Origin of the sequence: Nocardioides aestuarii, assembly GCF_039527245.1 — a bacterium.
GTDB classification, from domain to species: domain Bacteria; phylum Actinomycetota; class Actinomycetes; order Propionibacteriales; family Nocardioidaceae; genus Nocardioides; species Nocardioides aestuarii.
Genome location: NZ_BAAAJT010000002.1, coordinates 467,228 through 486,750 on the forward strand (window position 1 = coordinate 467,228; position 19,523 = coordinate 486,750).

General features: G+C 70.7%; 18 protein-coding genes. 7 read left to right on the forward strand and 11 right to left on the reverse strand.

The annotated features are described in order from the left end of the window. Positions 1-86 precede the first annotated feature (86 nt). On the forward strand, positions 87-1,472 hold the full coding sequence (locus tag ABD091_RS02380; RefSeq protein ID WP_343915528.1) for an aspartate aminotransferase family protein: 1,386 nt from the start codon (positions 87-89) through the stop codon (positions 1,470-1,472). Positions 1,473-1,786: 314 nt separating this feature from the next. Here ABD091_RS02380 and ABD091_RS02385 read toward each other — a convergent pair whose 3' ends face one another. The 4 genes from ABD091_RS02385 to ABD091_RS02400 are packed head-to-tail and all read right to left on the reverse strand — an operon-like array spanning position 1,787 to position 5,760. Then, the gene (locus tag ABD091_RS02385; RefSeq protein ID WP_343915529.1) at positions 1,787-2,584 is read right to left on the reverse strand and encodes an ABC transporter permease; all 798 of its coding nucleotides are present in this window, start codon (positions 2,582-2,584) and stop codon (positions 1,787-1,789) included. Then, complete coding sequence (locus ABD091_RS02390; RefSeq protein WP_343915530.1) at positions 2,581-3,441, reverse strand: ABC transporter permease; 861 nt, start codon at positions 3,439-3,441, stop codon at positions 2,581-2,583. The genes ABD091_RS02385 and ABD091_RS02390 overlap by 4 nt, the downstream gene beginning before the upstream one ends. Beyond that, positions 3,438-4,592, reverse strand: a complete 1,155-nt coding sequence (locus tag ABD091_RS02395; protein ID WP_343915531.1) for an ABC transporter ATP-binding protein — start codon at positions 4,590-4,592, stop codon at positions 3,438-3,440. The genes ABD091_RS02390 and ABD091_RS02395 overlap by 4 nt, the downstream gene beginning before the upstream one ends. Continuing rightward, on the reverse strand, positions 4,585-5,760 hold the full coding sequence (locus tag ABD091_RS02400; protein WP_343915532.1) for a polyamine ABC transporter substrate-binding protein: 1,176 nt from the start codon (positions 5,758-5,760) through the stop codon (positions 4,585-4,587). Before ABD091_RS02400 ends, ABD091_RS02395 begins: the two co-directional genes overlap by 8 nt. A 173-nt stretch (positions 5,761-5,933) precedes the next feature. On the opposite strand from ABD091_RS02400, the gene ABD091_RS02405 reads away from it, so the two are divergent. Both ABD091_RS02405 and ABD091_RS02410 read left to right on the forward strand, forming a co-directional pair. Next, positions 5,934-6,407 (forward strand): Lrp/AsnC family transcriptional regulator, encoded by a 474-nt coding sequence (locus tag ABD091_RS02405; RefSeq protein WP_343915533.1) that lies wholly within the window; start codon positions 5,934-5,936, stop codon positions 6,405-6,407. Further along, positions 6,392-7,774 carry an NAD(P)/FAD-dependent oxidoreductase gene (locus tag ABD091_RS02410; protein WP_343915534.1) on the forward strand — a complete coding sequence of 461 codons (1,383 nt, stop codon included), beginning with the start codon at positions 6,392-6,394 and terminating at the stop codon, positions 7,772-7,774. The genes ABD091_RS02405 and ABD091_RS02410 overlap by 16 nt, the downstream gene beginning before the upstream one ends. On the opposite strand, the gene ABD091_RS02415 is transcribed toward ABD091_RS02410, so the two are convergent. Then, positions 7,775-9,226, reverse strand: a complete 1,452-nt coding sequence (locus tag ABD091_RS02415; RefSeq protein ID WP_343915535.1) for a M1 family metallopeptidase — start codon at positions 9,224-9,226, stop codon at positions 7,775-7,777. 99 nt (positions 9,227-9,325) lie between these two features. On the opposite strand from ABD091_RS02415, the gene ABD091_RS02420 reads away from it, so the two are divergent. From ABD091_RS02420 to ABD091_RS02435, 4 genes are all read left to right on the forward strand, one after another. Further along, complete coding sequence (locus tag ABD091_RS02420; protein WP_343915536.1) at positions 9,326-10,681, forward strand: rhodanese-like domain-containing protein; 1,356 nt, start codon at positions 9,326-9,328, stop codon at positions 10,679-10,681. Positions 10,682-10,861: 180 nt separating this feature from the next. Further along, positions 10,862-11,770 (forward strand): serine protein kinase RIO, encoded by a 909-nt coding sequence (locus ABD091_RS02425; RefSeq protein ID WP_343915537.1) that lies wholly within the window; start codon positions 10,862-10,864, stop codon positions 11,768-11,770. A gap of 30 nt (positions 11,771-11,800) precedes the next feature. Beyond that, complete coding sequence (locus ABD091_RS02430) at positions 11,801-12,898, forward strand: LOG family protein (protein WP_343915538.1); 1,098 nt, start codon at positions 11,801-11,803, stop codon at positions 12,896-12,898. Positions 12,899-12,920: 22 nt separating this feature from the next. Then, complete coding sequence (locus ABD091_RS02435; RefSeq protein ID WP_343915539.1) at positions 12,921-14,522, forward strand: metallophosphoesterase; 1,602 nt, start codon at positions 12,921-12,923, stop codon at positions 14,520-14,522. Positions 14,523-14,536: 14 nt separating this feature from the next. On the opposite strand, the gene rlmN is transcribed toward ABD091_RS02435, so the two are convergent. The 6 genes from rlmN to ABD091_RS02465 all read right to left on the reverse strand — a co-directional run bounded on the left by rlmN (position 14,537) and on the right by ABD091_RS02465 (position 19,469). After that, a complete protein-coding gene (gene rlmN / locus ABD091_RS02440) occupies positions 14,537-15,679 on the reverse strand; it encodes a dual-specificity RNA methyltransferase RlmN (protein WP_343915540.1) in 1,143 nt (380 codons plus the stop codon). A 42-nt stretch (positions 15,680-15,721) separates the two neighbouring features. Continuing rightward, positions 15,722-16,072: a hypothetical protein gene (locus tag ABD091_RS02445; RefSeq protein ID WP_343915542.1), complete on the reverse strand. Its 351-nt coding sequence runs from the start codon at positions 16,070-16,072 to the stop codon at positions 15,722-15,724. Between the two features lie 52 nt (positions 16,073-16,124). Beyond that, the gene (locus ABD091_RS02450; protein ID WP_343915543.1) at positions 16,125-16,985 is read right to left on the reverse strand and encodes a phosphatidate cytidylyltransferase; all 861 of its coding nucleotides are present in this window, start codon (positions 16,983-16,985) and stop codon (positions 16,125-16,127) included. 6 nt (positions 16,986-16,991) lie between these two features. Beyond that, the gene (gene frr / locus ABD091_RS02455) at positions 16,992-17,546 is read right to left on the reverse strand and encodes a ribosome recycling factor (protein WP_343920873.1); all 555 of its coding nucleotides are present in this window, start codon (positions 17,544-17,546) and stop codon (positions 16,992-16,994) included. 63 nt (positions 17,547-17,609) lie between these two features. Beyond that, positions 17,610-18,323 carry a UMP kinase gene (gene pyrH, locus ABD091_RS02460; RefSeq protein ID WP_343915544.1) on the reverse strand — a complete coding sequence of 238 codons (714 nt, stop codon included), beginning with the start codon at positions 18,321-18,323 and terminating at the stop codon, positions 17,610-17,612. 60 nt (positions 18,324-18,383) lie between these two features. Beyond that, positions 18,384-19,469 carry a phospholipase D-like domain-containing protein gene (locus tag ABD091_RS02465; protein WP_343915545.1) on the reverse strand — a complete coding sequence of 362 codons (1,086 nt, stop codon included), beginning with the start codon at positions 19,467-19,469 and terminating at the stop codon, positions 18,384-18,386. Between the last annotated feature and the right edge of the window lie 54 nt (positions 19,470-19,523).

The following is a 19,523-nucleotide window of genomic DNA, read 5'->3' on the forward strand; positions in this document are numbered from 1 at the left end:
TGCTTGACTACGGATTTCGAGTTCTGAGGCCAAGTTCACCACGGATTCACTTGCAGATCGAGAGTGGCGAGGGTGATGATGTGCCCATGCCCCTGGACCACGAGCAGCTCCAGCAGTCCGCGAAGGACCACCTCTGGATGCACTTCACCCGTCACTCGACCTACGAGCACGCCGACGTGCCCGTGATCGTGCGGGGTGAGGGGCCCTACATCTGGGACGACAAGGGAAAGAAGTACCTCGACGGGCTGGCCGGTCTCTTCGTGAGCCAGCTGGGCCACGGGCGCACGGAGCTCGCCGACGCGGCTGCCAGGCAGGCACGCGAGCTGGCGTTCATGCCGCTGTGGTCCTACGCCCACCCCTCCGCGATCGAGCTCGCCGAGCGCATCGCCGGCTATGCACCCGGTGGCCTCAACCGGGTGTTCTTCACCACCGGCGGCGGCGAGGCGGTCGAGAGCGCCTGGAAGCTCGCGAAGAACTACTTCAAGCTCACCGGCAAGCCGACCAAGCACAAGGTCATCAGCCGCGCCATCGCCTACCACGGCACGCCGCAGGGTGCGCTGTCGATCACCGGCCTGCCGCCGATGAAGGCGCCGTTCGAGCCGCTGGTGCCCAGCACCTTCCGGGTGCCGAACACCAACATCTACCGCGCCGAGGAGGTCAGCAGCGGACTGCTCGACGGCAGCGACCCCGAGCGCTTCGGCCGCTGGGCCGCCGACCAGATCGCGGTCGCGATCGAGAACGAGGGCGCCGACACCGTGGCCGCTGTCTTCCTCGAGCCGGTGCAGAACTCCGGCGGCTGCTTCCCGCCGCCGCCGGGCTACTTCGAGCGCGTGCGCGAGATCTGCGACGAGTACGACGTGCTGATGGTCAGCGACGAGGTCATCTGCGCCTTCGGGCGGCTGGGCCACATGTTCGGCGCGGAGCGTTTCGGCTACGAGCCCGACATCATCACCTGCGCGAAGGGCCTGACCTCCGGCTACTCACCGCTGGGCGCGATGATCGCCCAGGACCGGCTGATGGAGCCGTTCCTCCACGGCGACACCTTCCTCCACGGCTACACCTTCGGTGGTCACCCGGTCTCGACGGCCGTGGCCATGGCCAACCTCGACGTCTTCGAGAAGGAGGGGATCAACGAGCACGTGCGCGCCAACGAGGGCGCCTTCCGCTCCACCCTCGAGAAGCTCGGCGACCTGCCGATCGTCGGCGACGTCCGCGGCGCCGGCTACTTCTACGGCATCGAGCTCGTCAAGGACAAGGCCACCAAGGAGACCTTCGACGACGAGGAGGCCGAGAAGCTGCTGCGCGGCTTCCTCTCCAAGGCGCTCTACGACGAGGGCCTCTACTGCCGCGCCGACGACCGCGGCGACCCGGTCATCCAGCTGGCTCCGCCGCTGATCTGCGACCAGCAGCACTTCGACGAGATGGAGCAGATCCTCCGCGTCGTGCTCGACAAGGCCTACACGCTGCTCTGAGCAGCTCTCGGGTCCCGACACGCTCGACCCAGCAGACCCCGGAGGGAGGGGAACGGGCGCCGGCCGCGGCGGAGGGGTTGCGGCTGCCCCGTTCGGAGGCGCAGGGCGCGGAACCGATCCGCTGCCAGGGACTTCCCCGCCCTGCGCCTCCTTCCCCCGCCCGGCGTACGCCGCGGTGCGGCCTGGGCGGCCGCTGCGCGTGCCGATTGGTCACCAACGGCGAGAATCCGCCCTCAGGATCGCCGTTGGTGACCAATCGGCGACCACCGGCACCCTCGCGACCCCAGCCCGCCGTCGAGGTGCGGGCGAGGCGGTCAGGCGAGGGCGGCCTGGCGGCGTCGGTTGCGCAGCTCGCCGCCGAGCACGATGGCGATCGAGATGACGAACATGACGGTGCCGATGACGTTGACCTGCATCGGTACGCCGCGCTGCGCGACGCCCCACACGTACATCGGGAAGGTCGTGGTCGTGCCGGCGTTGAGGTTGGTGACGATGAAGTCGTCGAACGACAGCGAGAAGCTCAGCAGCGCCGCTCCGAGGATGCCCGGGAAGACCAGCGGGAAGGTGACCTTCCAGAAGGTCTGCTGGGGCGTGGCGTAGAGATCCATGGCTGCCTGCTCGAGCGTGTCGCTCATGCCGGCCAGGCGGGCGCGGACCGTCACCACCACGAAGGACAGGCAGAACATGATGTGGGCGATCAGGATCGTCCAGAAGCCCAGCTGGCCCGCGAAGCCGGCCGCCACGAAGAGGGCCAGCAGCGAGGAGCCCATCACGATCTCCGGTGTCGCCATCGGGAGGAAGATCAGCAGGTTCATCGACGAGCGGCCCACGAAGTCGTGGCGCACGAGCGCGAACGCGGCGAGGCTGCCGAGCACGGTGGAGACCAGCGTCGCGAGGAGCCCGATCTCGACCGAGCGCGCGAGTGCCTCGCACATCGACGGGTCCTCGCACGGGTTGAGCCAGTTGTGGAGGGTGAAGCCGTCGAACCGGTAGACCAGGCGGCTCGCGGGGTCGTTGAAGGACATGAGCACGACCACGAAGATCGGCACGAAGGTGTAGACGAGGACCGCGATGCCGAGCAGCAGCACGATCCGCTCCCGGATCCAGTTCACAGCAGGTCCTCCGTCCCTGAGCGGCGGATGTAGAACAGGACCATCACCACGATCAGGATCATCATGATCATCGACAGCGCGCCGGCCGCCGGGTAGTCGCCGGCGTCGGTGAAGAGGTCCTGGATGACGTTGCCGACCATGCGCTCGTTGGGGCTGCCGAGCAGCTGGGCGTTGATGTAGTCGCCCGAGGCCGGGATGAAGGTGAGCAGTGTGCCCGAGATGACGCCCGGGAGCGACAGTGGCCAGGTCACCTTGAAGAAGCCCACGATCGGGTTGGCGTAGAGGTCGCTCGACGCCTCGATCAGGCGGTGGTCGATCTTGTCGATGCTGGCGTAGAGCGGCAGGACCATGAACGGCAGGAAGTTGTAGGTCAGGCCTGCGACGACGGCGATGGGTGTCGCCAGCAGCCGCCCGTCGTCACCGAGCAGCTGGAGTGCCTGCAGCGTGTTCACGATGAAACCGTCGTCGGCGAGGATCAGCTTCCACGAGAGCGTGCGGACCAGGAAGCTGGTGAAGAACGGGGCGATCACCAGCACCAGCATCAGGTTCTTCCACCGGCCGGACTTGAACGCGATGGCGTAGGCGAGGACGTAGCCGAGCACGAGGCAGATCAGCGTCGCGATACCGCCGTAGACCAGGGACCGGACCAGCGGGCCCCAGTACTCCTGGATGGCGTTGGTGTAGTTCCCGAACGCCCACGACATCTCGTAGCCCCGGAACACCGACCCGTCGGCGTTGTAGAGGCTGGTCGCGACCAGCGAGTAGAACGGGATGACGAAGAAGAGGCTGAGCCAGACCACGCCCGGCAGCAGCAGCAGGTAGCCGGTCCGCCCCTTCCGGCGGACGGTCTCGCTCACGAGGCGTCCATGCGCTGCGCGCCGGCCGAGGCGTCCTGGCTGTGGTCGAGCAGGAACGCGAACTCCGGACGCCACGACAGCTCGACCTGGTCGCCGCGACGGAACATCCTGCGGCGTCCGGTGTTCTGCTCGAAGACCTGGAGCTCCTGGCCCCACGGCATCCGGACGAGGTACTGGGTGCTGACGCCGACGAAGCTGACGTCGACCACCCGACCGCCCGGGATCGAGTTGCCGGGAGCGTCGAGGTTCTCGCCCTCGTCGCCGATGAGCACCTTCTCCGGCCGGATGCCGATCCAGCCCATCTCGCCGTCGGCGTGGCTCCGCGCGGTGGTGACCGACACGTCGGTGCCGTGCATGTCGACCGTCACCACGTCGGAGTCCCGGCTCTTGATCCGGCCCTCGATCAGGTTGGACTGGCCGAGGAAGTTGGCGACGAAGGTCGTGCGCGGGTTCTCGTAGAGCTCGCTGGGCGCGCCCATCTGCTCGATGACCCCGGCGTTCATCACCGCGACCGTGTCGGCCATCGTCATGGCCTCCTCCTGGTCGTGGGTGACGTGGATGAAGGTCAGGCCCACCTCGGTCTGGATCCGCTTGATCTCCAGCTGCATCGAGCGCCGCAGCTTGAGGTCGAGCGCGCCGAGCGGCTCGTCGAGCAGCAGCACCTCCGGCTGGTTGATCAGGGCCCGCGCCAGGGCCACGCGCTGCTGCTGGCCGCCGGAGAGCTGGGCCGGCCGCTTGCGGGCCTGGCTGCTGAGCTCGACGAGCTCGAGCATCTCGGTCACCCGCCGGTCGACGTCGCTCTCCTTGCGACGGCGGAGACCGAAGGCCACGTTCTCGAAGATGTCGAGGTGCGGGAACAGCGCGTAGTTCTGGAAGACCGTGTTGACCGGGCGCTGGTAGGCCTTCGTGCGGGTGATGTCCTGGCCGCCGAGCGTGATCGTGCCGCTCGTGGGCGACTCCAGCCCGGCGACCATCCGCAGTGTGGTGGTCTTGCCGCAGCCGGAGGGACCGAGGAGCGCGAAGAACGCACCCTTGGGTACGTCGAGGTCCAGCGACTTCACCGCGGTGAACCCGGCGAACTCCTTGGTGAGGGACCGCAGCTCCAGGCCGCCCCCGACCGCCTCGGACATGGGCTTCTCCTGCTCAGCCACCGATGACATTGGACCAGTCCCTTTCGTAGGCGATCGACTGCTGGTCGTCGAGCGGCATGAAGTCGAAGGTGTCGGCGAGGTCGCTGTCCTCGGGGAAGATCAGCTTGTTGTCGACCAGCGACGGGTCGATCTTCTCCATCGCTTCCTTCGCCCCCTCGACGGGGCAGATGTAGTTGACCCAGGCGGCGAGCTTCGCCGCGACCTCGGGCTCGTAGTAGTAGTCGATCCACTGCTCGGCGTTGTTCGTGTGCGACGCGAGGTTGGGCACGATCATGTTGTCGCTCCAGAGCGACAGCCCTTCCTCGGGTGCGACGAACTTGATGTCGGGGTTGTCGAACTGCGCCTGGATCACGTCGCCCGACCAGGCCTCGCAGGCGACGATGTTGCCGGCCGTGAGGTCCTGGATGTACTCGTTGCCGGTGAAGGCCCGGATCTGCCCGGCGGAGACGACCGAGCGGAGCCGGTCGATCGCGTTGGCCCACTCGTCCTCGGTGAACTCGTCGGGGCTGGCCCCGACGACGCGGAGCATGAAGGCCATCGTGTCGCGCATCTCGGTCAGCAGCGTGATCCGGCCCTTGAGGTCCTCGCGGGTCAGGAGCTCCTCGAAGGAGCGCACCTCCCCGGTCTTGGCCGCGTTGTAGGCGATGCCGGTCAGGCCGCTCTGCCAGGGCGCGTGGTAGGTGAGGTCGGGGTCCCACTGCCGGTCGCGCAGCGGCTTGATCAGGTTCTGGTGGAGGTTCGGCACCTTCGCCTTGTCGATCGGCTGGATCCAGCCGAGCGAGATCATGCGGGCCGCCATCCAGTCGGTCAGCATCATCATGTCGCGGTCGATCGGCTCGCACGCGCCGAGCTGGTTGCGGACCTTCGCGAAGAACTCGGCGTTGTCGTTGACGTCGTCGGTGTAGTCCACCGTGATGCCGGTCTGCTCCTGGAAGACCGCGAGCGTCGACGTCGTCTTCTTGCGCGGGTCGATGTAGGCCGGCCAGTTGGAGATCACGAGCCGCGGGTCGGAGTCCGACAGGTCGCGGGTCGTGCACTGTGCCGGGTCCTGCTGCGCCCCCTCGGCGTCGAAGAACGTCAACGCGTAGGCGCTCCCGATCCCGAAGGCCGCGATCCCGGCTCCCTGGAGGAAGCCGCGCCGCGTCGTCCCACCCCTGCCTGCGTTCATGTGACCCTTCCGTCGACAGACGTCGTGCGAGTGCCCGATCCCCCCGGAACTCTCGGATCGTGTCACGGGCACCCCCCGCTGACAAGTGATTCCGTGGGGAAACATGCACGAAACAACGGAATCCACGGTCAACCGTGGCCGTGAGGCGGATGTCTGTGACAGAGTGACGCCCCATGAGCAGGAAGCAGGAGCGCAGCGGGGCACTCCTCGACGACGTGGCCAAGGCCATCATCGAGCAGCTCCAGCAAGACGGCCGCCGTTCGTACGCCGCCATCGGCAAGGAGGTCGGTCTCTCGGAGGCCGCCGTGCGACAGCGCGTGCAGCGCCTGATCGACAGCGGCGTGATGCAGGTCGTGGCCGTCACCGACCCCCTGCAGCTCGGCTTCGCCCGGCAGGCGATGGTCGGGGTCGAGGTCGAGGGAGCGCTCGAGCCGGTGGCCGAGGCGCTCGCCGCCATGGACGAGGTCGACTACGTCGTCATCACGGCCGGCACGTTCGACATCCTCGCCGAGGTCGTCTGCGAGAGCGACGAGCACCTGCTCGAGCTGCTCTCGGAAAAGGTCCGCCAGATCGAGGGCGTCGCACGGACCGAGACCTTCATGTATCTCAAGCTCCGCAAGCAGACCTACTCGTGGGGCGTCCGCTGACCGCGACGACCGGCAGGTCCCTCTGGTCCGACACCGCACCCGCGGCGCCGGACCGACCTCCGCTGGCCGGCGACGCGACCGTCGACGTGGCGATCGTGGGAGGCGGCCTGACGGGGCTCTGGACGGCCCACTACCTCGCCGAGGCCGACCCGTCGCTGCGGATCGCGGTCCTCGAGGCCGAGACCGTGGGCTACGGCGCCTCGGGCCGCAACGGCGGGTGGTGCTCGGCCCTCTTCCCGGCCTCCTTGGACTCGCTCGCCGCCCTGGGCGGTCGTGCCGCTGCGCTGGCGCAGCACGCGGCGATGCGCGACAGCGTGCGAGAGGTCGTCGAGACCGCTGACCGCCTCGGGGTCGACGCCCAGGCCGCCCGGGGCGGCACGATCACCCTGGTCCGATCGCCCGCACAGCTGCGGCGCGCGGAGGCCGAGCTCGCCCACGCCCGAGGCTGGGGAGTCGGCGAGGACGAGCTGCGCCTGCTCGACGCCGGCGCAGCCCGGGCACGGCTCGACGCGACCCGCACCCTCGCAGCGACCTACACCCCCGACTGCGCCGCCCTCCACCCGCTGCGGCTCGTGCGGGGACTCGCCGACTCCCTGACGGGCCGAGGCGTCGTGGTCCACGAGCACACCCGGGCGACCGCGATCGCCCCCGGGACGGTCACGACCGCCGCCGGCACCGTCACCGCCGGCACCGTCGTCCGCGCCACCGAGGGCTACACGCCGGGCCTGCCGGGTCACCAGCGCGACGTCATCCCCGTCTACTCCCTGGTGATCGCCACGGAGCCGCTCCCCGCCGCCACGTGGGAGCGGATCGGGCTCCGGGAGCGCGAGACGTTCACCGACCACCGCCACCTGATCATCTACGGGCAGCGCACCGCGGACGACCGCCTCGTGTTCGGCGGCCGCGGCGCGCCCTACCACTTCGGCTCCCGCGTCTCCCCCGCCTTCGACCGCGACGAGCGCGTCTTCGCGGGTCTCCGGGCCACGCTCGTCGAGATGTTCCCCGTCCTCGCCGACGTCGGGATCAGCCATGCCTGGGGAGGTCCGCTCGGCATCGCCCGTGACTGGTGCGCGTCGGTCGGCCTCGACCGGCACACGCGGGTGGCGTGGGCAGGCGGCTACGTGGGCGACGGCGTCAGCACCACCAACCTCGCCGGCCGCACCCTCCGCGACCTCGTCCTCGACCGCGACACGGAGCTCACCCGGTTGCCGTGGGTGGGACACCAGTCGCCCCGGTGGGAGCCGGAACCGCTGCGGTGGCTGGGCGTGAACGCGGGCCTGCGGGCGATGACCTGGGCGGACGCCGAGGAGCGGGTGACGGGACGGCCGAGCCTGGTGGCCCGCGCCGTCGCTCCCCTGCTGGGCTGATCAGCCGGTCGAGACCGAGCAGTTGAGGCCGTTGCGGCGCAGGTCGGCCGGCTTGCTGCCGGTGTCGAGCCACACCCGGAAGAAGGCGTCGAGCTCGCGACCCGAGACCTCCTCGGCCAGCCGCTTGAAGGCCAACCGGGTGCCGAGCCCGTCGCGGCGCTCCGCGACCCACCGCTGGAGCAGCGTCCAGAAGTGCTGCTCACCGATGCGGTTGCGCAGCGCCTGGAAGGTCATCGCCCCGCGGTAGTAGACCGCCCCGGCGAAGATGTCGTCGGCACCGGGGTCGCCGATCCGGAGGTGCCAGAAGCTGCTCGACTCCGGTCGCTGACGGTACTGGTGGCACAGCGTCGCCGAGGCGGAGCGACCACCGTGGGTCTCCTCCCAGCGCCACTCCATGAACGTCGCCGCACCCTCGTTGAGCCAGATGTCGCGCCACCGGCGCAGTGCCACGGAGTCGCCGAACCACTGGTGGGCGATCTCGTGCACCACCAGCCAGGTGTAGCCACGTCCCGTCTCGGGGTAGGTCGGCAGCGTCTGGTTCTCGAGCGCGAAGCCCACGTCGAGGCCGGTGACGAGTCCGCCGACCTGCGCGAAGGGGTAGTCGCCGAGGTCCTCCTCGAGCGTCTCCACCACGCGCGACGTACGCCGCATCAGGTCCAGGTTGGCCTCGCGCGAGGCCGGCGGGAGGAGCCGTGACACGACCGCCGTCCACGGCAGCCCGCCGCGCTCGCCCCGGCGTACGTCGAAGCGCCCGGCGGCGAACATCGCGAGGTAGGTGGACATCGGCTCGGCCGAGACGTAGCGGTGGGTGGTGACCTTGCCGCGCCGCTCGCGGGACACGCGCTCCCCGTTGGCGAAGACCTGCTTGCGCCGGGGCACCGTGATCGAGATGTCCATCAGCGCCTTGTCGCTGGGGTGGTCGTTGGCGGCGAACCACCAGGGCGCCATGTGGGGCTGGTTCATCGCCACGACCTCGCGGCGGTTGGCCAGCCAGTTGCGCTCGCCGAGGTAGCCGAGCTCCCCGGGGCGTCCGGCGTAGGAGACCAGGACCGAGAACTCCTGGCCCTCGGCGATGGGAGCCGCCGGTTGGACCAGCACTTCGTGGCGCGACGGCCGGCGGTGGTCGGCCGCCACCCCGTCGACCCGTACCGAACGCACCGGCAGGAGCAGGTCGAGGTGGAACGCGTCGAGGTCCTGGGTGGCACGCACGGTCAGACGCGTGGTCCCCGACAGCGTGCGGGCTCCGAAGCGGTAGCGGTCCTGGACGCGGTAGCGCAGGACGTCGAGGCCGCCGTTGCCGTCGAGCGGGAAGTAGCCGTCGCCGATGCCGTCCGCGCCGACCTGCTCGTCCGGATCGGCGACCGCCGCCACGGACGCCCCCGCGAGCCCGGCCACGAGCGCGCCGGCCACGAGCGCCACGAGGGCGCGACGCAGCGAGCGGGGGTGGGTCATGCCCCGAAATCTACTCGACACGCCCACCCCGGCTGGTCCGAACCCGATGCTCCGTGCCAAAGTTGAGTAATTCAGTCGTCTTGATCAAGGAGTGAGTGCATGGACGTCGTGCCCGTCCCGGTCCCCCACCTGGGCAACCGCTGCCACCTCGTCCACGACGGCCGGCTGGCCCTGGTCGTGGACCCGCCCCGTGACCACCGCGTCGTGGAGGCGGCGGCGGCCGCGGCAGGTGTCGAGATCGCCGCGGTCGCCGACACCCACGTGCACAACGACTACGTCTCGGGTGCCCCCCTGCTCGCGCGGCGCCATGCCGCCGACCACCTCGTCGCGGCCGCTGAGCGCGTCGACGTGCCCCGCATCGGCGTGCACGACGGCGACGTGCTGGCGGTCGGCACGCTCCGGGTCGAGGTCATCGACACTCCCGGCCACACCCACCACCACCAGTCCTTCCACGTCACCGACCGGGCCCACGCCGGAGCGGGCGGCGCCGTCCTCAGCGGGGGCAGCCTGCTCCACGGCACCGTCGGGCGCACCGACCTCCTCGGCCCCGAGCACACCCTCGACCTCGCCCGCGCCCAGTGGTGGTCGGCGCGACGGCTCGCCACCCTGCCCACCACGACGGCGCTGCTGCCGACGCACGGGTTCGGCAGCTTCTGCGCCGGAGGCGACGTCGCGGGCACGGGCGGGGCTTCCGTGACGCTCGGCCACCAGCTCGTCACCAACGCCGCCCTCACGACGAACCGGGAGGAGTTCGTGGCCCGGCTCGTGGCCGGCTACGGACCGGTGCCCACCTACTACTCCCACATGGGTGGGTTGAACCGCGCGGGTCGTGGCGCGGAGGTCCCCGCGGCGAGCCGCCCGGTCACGGCCGACCAGGTGACCGACGCGCTCCGGGCCGGCCAGTGGGTGATCGACGTGCGGGACCGGGCGCTCTTCGCGGAAGCCCACCTCGAGGGGGCGGTGTCCGTCGAGCACACCAGCCAGTTCGCGACCTACGTCGGCTGGCTCGTGCCGTGGCAGGACGACATCGTGCTGCTCGGAGACGAGCCGGGGGCGATCGCAGCGGCCGTGCGCGAGCTGGAGTCGATCGGGATCGAGGGCGTCGCCACCCACGCCCTGGCGCCCGGCCACCGGATGCCCGCGGGCTATCGGCGTGCCCGATGGGAGGACCTCGCGGCCCTCGGCGACCCGCCCGTCGTGCTCGACGTACGCCGCCACGACGAGTTCGACGCGGGCCACCTGACCGACGCACGGCACATCCCCCTCCACGAGCTGGAGATGCGCATCCCCGAGCTCCCCGACGGCGAGATCTGGGTCCACTGCCGGTCCGGGTTCCGGGCGGGCACCGCAGCGAGCCTGCTGCAGCGCGCCGGTCGCGCCGTGGTCCACCTCGACGACGACTGGGACCGGGTTCCCGCCGTCCACCTGTCGGTCGACGGTGCCGCCGCGGCCTGACCGACAGATCGGTGCGTTAATTCGGTTGCACGCCGGGCGGCGCGGACCGCACCATGGTCGCGCCGCACGGCGTCGCCCGTGCTGTGCCCGACGAGGAACCGACGAGAAGGAGGGGTGACATGACCACGACTGTCGCTGGCCTGCCCGCAGACCGCACCCCTTCTCTCCCCTGGAGCACCGTTGAGCACGTCTCTCCCTCCGCAGATCCCATCTCCGGACCCCTTCTCCACCGCACGTCCTGACACCGATCCCCTCGAGGGGATCGATCCCCGGTTCGTCTTCGACTTCGCGTCCTACGACGAGCCCGACGACGACACCCAGCGCTGGTCGACCTGGCACAGCGTCGAGCCGTTGTGCCGTGGCCCGGAGCCGCGACCCGACTGGGTCGTGACCTCCCGCGCCGCGGTCGACACCGAGCTGGGGGTCCTCAAGACCGGCAAGGAGGCCGACGCCTTCCTCCTCGAGCGCGCGGTCCCCGGCAGCGACGCGACAGGCGAGTCGGTCGTCATGGTCGCCAAGCGCTATCGCGGCGAGGACCACCGCGACTTCAACCGCTCCTCCGACTACACGTCGGGCCGGCGCGTCCGCAACACCCGCGACACCCGCGCGATGGCGAAGAAGTCCAGCTTCGGGCGGGCCGTCGCCGCCGGTCAGTGGGCCGGCGCCGAGTGGGAGTCGCTCAAGCAGCTCTGGAGCCTCGGGCTGGCCGTCCCCTATCCCGTCCAGCTCGACGGCACCGAGCTGCTGATGGAGTGGATCACCCACGACGGCGAGACCGCGCCGCGGCTGGCGCAGACCAGGCCGGACGCCGACCTGCTGGCGTCGTACTTCGACCAGGTGAGGGACTTCCTCGCCGAGATGGCCCGCCACGGCCTGGTCCACGGCGACCTGTCGGCCTACAACATCCTGGCCGCGGGCGAGCGGCTCGTCGTGATCGACCTGCCGCAGGTGATCGACCTGGTCGGCAACCCTGCCGGCATGGACTTCCTGCTCCGCGACTGCACCAACGTCTGCCGCTGGTTCCAGTCGCGCGGGCTCGCCGCGGACGAGCACGAGCTGTTCTCGGAGCTGCTGGCCCACGCCTTCTGAGACGACCAGCCGAGACCTAGGGTCGGCCCCATGAGGCACACCCGAGGACGCGTCGTCGAGGTGGAGACCCGCCGCGAGCTGGAGTCGCGGCTCGCCGGCGGGGCCCACGACCTCGAGGGGTGGCGGATCCGGTCGGTCGACCTCACGGGGGTCGACCTCGGCGGACGGCGCGTGGCGGGCGCCATCTTCCTCGGCTGCACGTTTGGCGACGCCGCGGTGGCCGACCTCCAGTCGCGCGGCGCCGTCGTCTTCCCGACGCTGCCCGACGTCCCCCTCGACTCGTGGCGCAGCGAGCTCTACACCGCCCGTGAGCTCTACGGCACGGGGCGCTACCACGACAGCCTGGACGCCCGGGGCTACGCGTGGTCGCAGCAGGTGGGTCACGACGGGCCGGACGCCGCGCTCGCCGCGACCCTGCACGACCACGCCGTCGACAGCGCCCTCGGCCGCTGGGTCGAGGGGCGGCACGTCGTCGGCGTGATGGGTGGGCACGCGGTTCGCCGCGGCGAGGCGGCGTACGCCGACGCCGCACGGCTGGGCCGCGGCCTCGGCCGCTCCCTGACCGTCGCGACGGGCGGGGGCCCGGGTGCGATGGAGGCGGCGAACCTCGGCGCGGCGCTCTCCCGCGAGCCGCTCCACGTCCTCGACGACGCGCTGCGCCACCTGGCCACCGTGCCGGGCTTCGACTGCCACATCGGCGCCTGGGCGCGGGTCGGCTTCGACGTGGTCGACCGGGTCGCGCGACCGGTCGAGTCGCTCGGCATCCCCACGTGGCACTACGGCCACGAGCCGCCCAACGTCTTCGCCACGGCGATCGCGAAGTACGTCCGCAACGCGGTCCGGGAGGCCGTGCTGCTCGAGGTCTGCCGGGCCGGCATCGTCTTCCTCCCGGGCGCGGCCGGGACGGTGCAGGAGGTCTTCCAGGACGCCTGCGAGAACTACTACGCCGACCCGGCCGGGGTCGCCCCGATGGTGCTCGTGGGGCGCCGTCACTGGACCGAGGAGCTCCCGGTCTGGCCGCTCCTGCAGCGGCTGGCGGCCGGGCGCGGCATGGAGGACCACGTCCACCTCGTCGAGGACGTCGACGACGCTGTGAAGGTCGTCACCAGAAATCCTCCCGCGACCTGACCCCGGGCCCTAGGGTTCGCGCATGGATCTCACCCGTCGTCACCTGTTCCGCACCGCGGGCGCCGCCTCCGCGGTCGCCGCCCTCTCCGGAGCGGCGGTCGCCGGCACCGGGCTCGCCGCCCGAGCGGTCGCCGGCCCCCGGGCCGTCACGGGGCGGCTGACGACCCTGGAGAAGACCTTCCGGATCAGCCGGCCGAACGACCGTGGCTGGTCACGGGTCGTGGCCGGGCCCGGCGAGCCCCACGTGGTGCGCGCGGGCCTCGGTGCCCCCGCCCAGCGCGGTCGGGCCAGCCGGCGTACGCCGCTGCTGGCGTTCGCCCAGCTCAGCGACGTGCACGTCCTCGACGCGCAGTCGCCGATGCGCTTCGAGCGTGAGGAAGGCGTCTCGTCGTCGGCCTACCGGCCCCAGGAGATGCTCACGGCCCACGTCGCGGAGTCGATGGTCCGGCGCCTGAACAGGATCGGGGTCGGGCCGGTCTCGGGCGTCCCGCTCGCGCTGGCCATCCAGACCGGCGACAACTCCGACAACAGCCAGTACAACGAGATCCGCTGGAACATCGACCTCCTCGACGGCGGTGAGATCACCCCGGACTCGGGTGACCTCAGCCGGTGGGAGGGGGTCATGGACGACGACCCCGACTTCTACGACCGCTACTTCTGGCACCCCGACGGGCCGCCGGCGGGCAAGAAGAAGGACGTGCCGATGACCAAGCACGGCTTCCCGCGGATCCCCGGGCTGCTCGACCGCGCTCGGGCACCGTTCCAGGCCACGGGCCTCGCCATGCCGTGGTACGCCGTCTTCGGCAACCACGACCAGCTGGTGCAGGGCAACTTCCAGCAGATCGCCCTCTGGCAGGAGAAGGCGGTCAGCGGCGAGAAGGCCTACAAGACCACGGTCCGCGAGGTGACACCCGACCCGGACCGTCGCCTGCTCTCCCGTGCGGACACGATCGAGGAGCACTTCACCACGACCGGGTCGCCCGTCGGCCACGGCTTCACCGAGGACAACCGCAGCAGCGGGCTGGGCTACTACACCTTCGACCAGGGCGACGTCCGGTTCGTGGTCATGGACACCGTGAACGAGAACGGTGGGCAAGACGGCTCCCTCCCCGAGTCGCAGTTCGCGTGGCTGGAGGCACAGCTCGCGGCGGCCACCGACAAGCTGGTCGTGGCGGCCAGCCACCACACCTCCTGGTCGATGGGCAACGACAGGCTCCAGACCGGTGCCGAGCCGCGGGTGCTCGGACCGGCGGTGGTCGACCTGCTGCTCGCTCACCCGAACGTCGTGGCGTGGGTCAACGGCCACACCCACGACAACCAGGTCCGTCCCCACGCCCGCGAGGGCGGTGGCTTCTGGGAGATCAACACCGCCTCGCACATCGACTGGCCCCAGCAGTCACGGCTGATCGAGCTCATGGACAACCAGGACGGCTCGCTGTCGATCTTCTGCACGATGGTCGACCACGCGGCCCGGCGGCGGGCCAAGACCTACGACGGCGTGCTGCGACTGGCTTCGCTCTCGCGGCAGCTGTCCGCCAACGACTGGCAGCTCCACACCGAGAGCCGCGGCAAGAAGAACGCGCGCAACGTGGAGCTGCTGCTCCCGATGCCGGCGCTCGTCTGAGCCGAGCCTGGGCCCTACTCCAGCGCGGCGAGCTGGCCGCAGGCGGCGTCGATGTCGTTGCCGCGGGTGTCGCGGACGGTCGTCGGGACGCCCTTGGCCTCGAGGCGCCGCACGAACTCGTCCATGTCGCCGTCCTCGGAGCGGGTGAAGATCTTCCCCTGGAAGACCGGACCGCCCTTGGTCGGGTTCAGCGGGATCAGGTTGACGTGGACCCAGCCCCAGTCGCCGTAGGAGTTGAGCACGTCGGCGAGCAGGTCGGCCCGCCACGCCTGGTCGTTGATGCCGCGCATCATGGCGTACTCGATCGACACGCGGCGCTTGGTGCGGGCGGCGTAGTCCCACGCCGCCTCCACGGTCTCGGCGACCGACCAGCGCGTGTTGATCGGCACCAGCTCGTTGCGCAGCTCGTCGTCGGGGGCGTGCAGGCTGAGGGCGAGGGTCACGGGGATCCCCTCGTCGGTCAGCTGCCGGATCCGCGGCACGAGCCCCACCGTCGAGACGGTCACGCCGCGCGCGGACATCCCGAGCCCCCCGGGGTTCGGGTCGGTGAGGCGGCGTACGGCACCGATGACGGCCTTGTAGTTGGCCAGCGGCTCGCCCATGCCCATGAACACGACGTTGGAGACACGGCCCGTGCCGCCGGGCACCTCGCCCCGCGCCAGCGACCGGGCACCGGCGACGACCTGCTCGACGATCTCGGCGGTCGACATGTTGCGCTGGAGACCACCCTGGCCGGTGGCGCAGAACGGGCACGCCATGCCGCAGCCGGCCTGGCTCGAGACGCACATGGTGGTGCGGTTCGGGTAGCGCATCAGCACCGACTCGACGAGCGCGCCGTCGAAGAGCTTCCACAGCGTCTTGCGGGTGGTGCCCTTGTCGGCCTCCATCGTCCGCAGCGGCGTCATCAGCTCGGGCAGGAGCGTGGAGACCAGCTCCTCGCGCTGCGCCGCGGGAAGGTCGGTCATCTCGGCCGGATCGTCGACGAGGCGCGTGAAGTAGTGGTTCGACAGCTGCTTCGCACGGTAGGCGGGGAGGCCGGCCTCGACCAGCGCCTCGCTCCGCTCGGCCTCGGTGAGGTCGGCGAGGTGGCGCGGCGGCTTCTTGCGGCCGCGCGGCTCGGACATGACCAGCGGGAGGGTGCGGGGAGAGTCGCTCATGACCGCTCCAGTGTCGCACCGCCCCGCGCGGGGGTCACATCCTCAGCCGTCGTAGCGGACCATGAAGTAGAGCACCAGCGAGGCGACCCCGAGCACCACGACCGCGGTCACGACCATGCCCAGCCACACGAACTGGGCGAAGCGGCGGGTCCGGCGCGGGAACAGCATGGCCAGGGGCACGACGAAGAACGCGAGGACCCACGGGAAGAGCTCGGTGGCGCGGTCGTAGGTGAACAGCAGCCGCAGCAGGGCCGCGAACGCCCCCGGGACGGCGGTGACGAAGACCATGCCGGCGAAGAAGCCGGTCAGCGCCGCGAACGTGGGGTGGGAGTCGTGCCACCAGTCCCACCAGTGGCGCTCCTGCGCCGGATCGCGCACGTCTGCCTCGGTCATGCGGTCACCGTACTGTCCCGCGGGCGCAGCGCCGGGGAGGTGGTCCGGCCCGTCAGAAGACCGTGTAGTGGAGCAGCAACCAGATCGGTGCGATCGTGGCCAGCAGGGAGTCGAGACGGTCCATGAGGCCGCCGTGGCCGGGGATGACCTGGCTCATGTCCTTCACCCCGAGGTCGCGCTTGATCACCGACTCGCAGAGGTCGCCGAGCGTGGCCATGACGACCGCGATCAGCCCCAGGGCGACGCCGACCCACCACTCCCCCTCGAGGAGCAGCACCACCAGCGCGACACCGGCGGCGACGCAGAAGACCAGGGACCCGGCGAAGCCCTCCCACGACTTCTTCGGCGAGATCACCGGAGCCATGGGGTGCCTGCCGAAGAGCACGCCCGCGACATAGCCCCCGATGTCGGACGCGATGGTCACCAGGATGAAGGTGACGATGCCGCGGACCCCGTCGTCCCAGCGGTCGAAGTCGGTCGCTCCTCCCTCGGCCAGCAGCAGCGCGACGAAGGACCCGAGGAAGGGGACGTAGACCAGCGTGAACACCGAGGCGGTGGCGTTCTGCACGTAGCCGTCCACGCCGCGGCGCAGCAACCAGAGCATGATCACCAGCGCCGTGACGGCCGTGGCGGTGACGAGCGCCGGGGCGCCGTAGAAGTAGGCGACGACCACCATCACGACGCCGCCGGCCATCAGCGGCTGCTCGGGGATGTCGATCCCCTTGGCCAGCAATCCCTGGTGGAGCTCCCACACCGCGACCACGACGGCGGCCGCGACGATGAACAGGAAGCCGATCTTCCAGAACGCCAGCGAGGCCGCGATCGCGCCGAGCAGCACGACCGCCGATCCGATCGCGGCCGGGAGGTTGCGGCCCGCGCGACCGTGGTCCTTCGCCGCGGGTGGGGTGGTCATCGCGCCTCAGACCTCGAGGAGCTCGGATTCCTTGTGCTTGAGCAGGTCGTCGATGGCGTCGGTGTGGCTCTTGGTGATGCCGTCGAGGCGCTTCTCGGCACCGGTGACGTCGTCCTTGCCGACCTCGCCGTCCTTCTCGAGCTTCTCGAGGTTCTGCTTGGCGTTCCGGCGCAGGTTGCGCACCGCCACCCGGCCCTCCTCGGCCTTGGAGCGCGCGAGCTTGATGTACTCCTTGCGGCGTTCCTCGGTGAGCTCGGGGAAGACGCAGCGGATCGTCTTGCCGTCGTTGGCCGGGTTGACGCCGAGGTCGGAGTCGCGGATCGCCCTCTCGATGTTGGCCATGGCACCGATGTCGAACGGCGCCACGACGATCGTGCGCGCGTCCTGCGAGGTGAACGACGCGAGCTGCTGGAGCGGGGTCTGCGTGCCGTAGTAGTCGGCCGTGATCTTGGCGAACATCGCCGGGTTGGCCCGGCCGGCCCGGATGGTCGCGAACTCCTCACGGGTCGCCTCGACCGACTTGTCCATCTTCTGGTCGGCCTCGTTGAGGATGTCGTTGATCACGGCTGCTCCTGTGGCTGCTGTCGGTGCGTGGGGTGGTGCGGTGCTGGTCGGGTTGGTCGGTCAGCCGGCGCTGACCAGCGTGCCGATCTTCTCACCTGCGACGATGCGCGCGATGGCGCCCTCCTCCTCGGCGCCGAAGACGATCATCGGCATCTTGTTCTCCATGCAGAGCGCGAAGGCCGTGGCGTCGGCGATGCGCAGGCCCTGCTGGAGCGCCTCCTGGAAGGTGACCTCGTCGAGCTTCGTCGCGGTCGGGTCCTGGCGCGGGTCGGCGGTGTAGACGCCGTCGACACCCTGCTTGGCCATGAGGACGACCTCGCACCGGGTCTCGAGGGCGCGCTGCGCGGCCACGGTGTCGGTGGAGAAGAACGGCATCCCGGCGCCGGCGCCGAAGATGACGACCCGGCCCTTCTCGAGGTGGCGCATCGCCCGCCGCGGGATGTAGGGCTCGGCGACCTGGCCCATGGTGATGGCCGTCTGCACCCGGGTCTCGATGCCTTCCTTCTCGAGGAAGTCCTGGAGCGCCAGGCAGTTCATGACGGTGCCGAGCATGCCCATGTAGTCGGCGCGGGCGCGGTCCATGCCGCGCTGCTGCATCTCGGCACCCCGGAAGAAGTTGCCGCCGCCGACCACGATGCACACACCCACGCCCTGCCGGGCGACGCTGGCGATCTCGCGGGCGACCTGGGACACGACGTCGGGGTCGACGCCGACGCTGCCCCCGCCGAAGACCTCGCCGGAGAGCTTCAACAACACGCGCTGGTACCTGGTCAAGGGGCTCCTTCGTCGATCGGGCACGGCCACGCCGACCCTATCGTGGCCGGTGGTGCGCGGTCAGTTCCCGCCTGCCTGCTCCCGCTCGCCCCGGGCGATGAGCCGGTCGATCCAGCGGTCGTACGCCGCCAGGGCCTGCGGGCGGTCGAGCCGCAGCAGCAGCTCGGGCCGGCCGAGGGACGCCTGCGTGAAGTTGTCGGAACCGGTCAGCGCGAAGTCGTGTCCCCGCCCCGGGCCGGCGACGACGGTGAGCTTGTGGTGGACGTCGTCACCGTCCTCGAAGACGCCGGGGTGGACCTCGACACCGGAGCCGACCAGCAGGTCCCGGACCTGGGGGCCCGTGCTGCGCCCCAGCACCACCTCGACGTCCGCCCCCAGCCGGTCCTTCGCGACCAGCAGCCGGGCCAGGTCGAGGCCACGCTCGTCGAGCCAGGCATACATCACGACCCGGATCCGCGCGCCCTCCGGCGGGACGGCCGCGAGCTGGACGGCCACCGGGTCCGGAGCGCCGTCGCGACCGGGGTGGAACCAGATCCGCTCCCGTCCCAGCTCCCGCGGACCGGCAGGCGGCGGGTCGGGCAGGCCGCGGACCAGCTGGTCGAACCGGCGGTCCAGCGCGCGGCGTACGTCGGGGCGGTCGACCCACGACCACATGTCGGTGTACTGGCCGGCCGAGTGGTAGGTGAGGTTCATCGACCCCGTCAGGGTGACGTCGCGGGAGCGGCCGGTGCGGGTGAACGACCAGACCTTCTGGTGGAGGCCCCCGGGTGCGAGCCGCACCCACGAGTCGGCCTCGGGGTCCTGGCCCAGACCGGCACGCAGGACCTCCGGGGCCTTCCAGCCGCGGTTCGCGACGTCGTGCAGCAGCACCTGGACCTGCACCCCGCGCTCGTGGGCGGCGACGAGCGCCTCGGCGACCGGGACGTAGGAGAAGGAGCTGCCGACGATGCGGATCCGCTCCCCCGCCGGCGTGTGGGCGATCAGGTCCTCCAGGACCCGGAACGTGCGGTTCTCGGCCTCCTGGCCCTCACGGGTTGGAGCGGCAAGCAGCAGTCCCGCCGGCGCACGGTAGTCCGACACCCGGGCGGAGGGGGCCTCGGCCGGTGGTGGTGGCGTGGTGCACCCCACGGCGAGGAGCAGCAGCACCCCGCACAGCAGGACGCGCCGGCCGGACCCGTGGGTCCGACCGGCGCGTCGCGG

Bases quoted from the DNA above. Each gene is read 5' to 3' on its own strand.
- ABD091_RS02380 (WP_343915528.1), top strand. From the start codon at position 87: ATGCCCCTGGACCACGAGCAGCTCCAGCAGTCCGCGAAGGACCACCTC.
- ABD091_RS02400 (WP_343915532.1), bottom strand. From the start codon at position 5,760: ATGAACGCAGGCAGGGGTGGGACGACGCGGCGCGGCTTCCTCCAGGGA.
- ABD091_RS02405 (WP_343915533.1), top strand. From the start codon at position 5,934: ATGAGCAGGAAGCAGGAGCGCAGCGGGGCACTCCTCGACGACGTGGCC.
- ABD091_RS02415 (WP_343915535.1), bottom strand. From the start codon at position 9,226: ATGACCCACCCCCGCTCGCTGCGTCGCGCCCTCGTGGCGCTCGTGGCC.
- ABD091_RS02420 (WP_343915536.1), top strand. From the start codon at position 9,326: ATGGACGTCGTGCCCGTCCCGGTCCCCCACCTGGGCAACCGCTGCCAC.
- ABD091_RS02430 (WP_343915538.1), top strand. From the start codon at position 11,801: ATGAGGCACACCCGAGGACGCGTCGTCGAGGTGGAGACCCGCCGCGAG.
- ABD091_RS02435 (WP_343915539.1), top strand. From the start codon at position 12,921: ATGGATCTCACCCGTCGTCACCTGTTCCGCACCGCGGGCGCCGCCTCC.
- rlmN (WP_343915540.1), bottom strand. From the start codon at position 15,679: ATGAGCGACTCTCCCCGCACCCTCCCGCTGGTCATGTCCGAGCCGCGC.
- ABD091_RS02445 (WP_343915542.1), bottom strand. From the start codon at position 16,072: ATGACCGAGGCAGACGTGCGCGATCCGGCGCAGGAGCGCCACTGGTGG.
- ABD091_RS02450 (WP_343915543.1), bottom strand. From the start codon at position 16,985: ATGACCACCCCACCCGCGGCGAAGGACCACGGTCGCGCGGGCCGCAAC.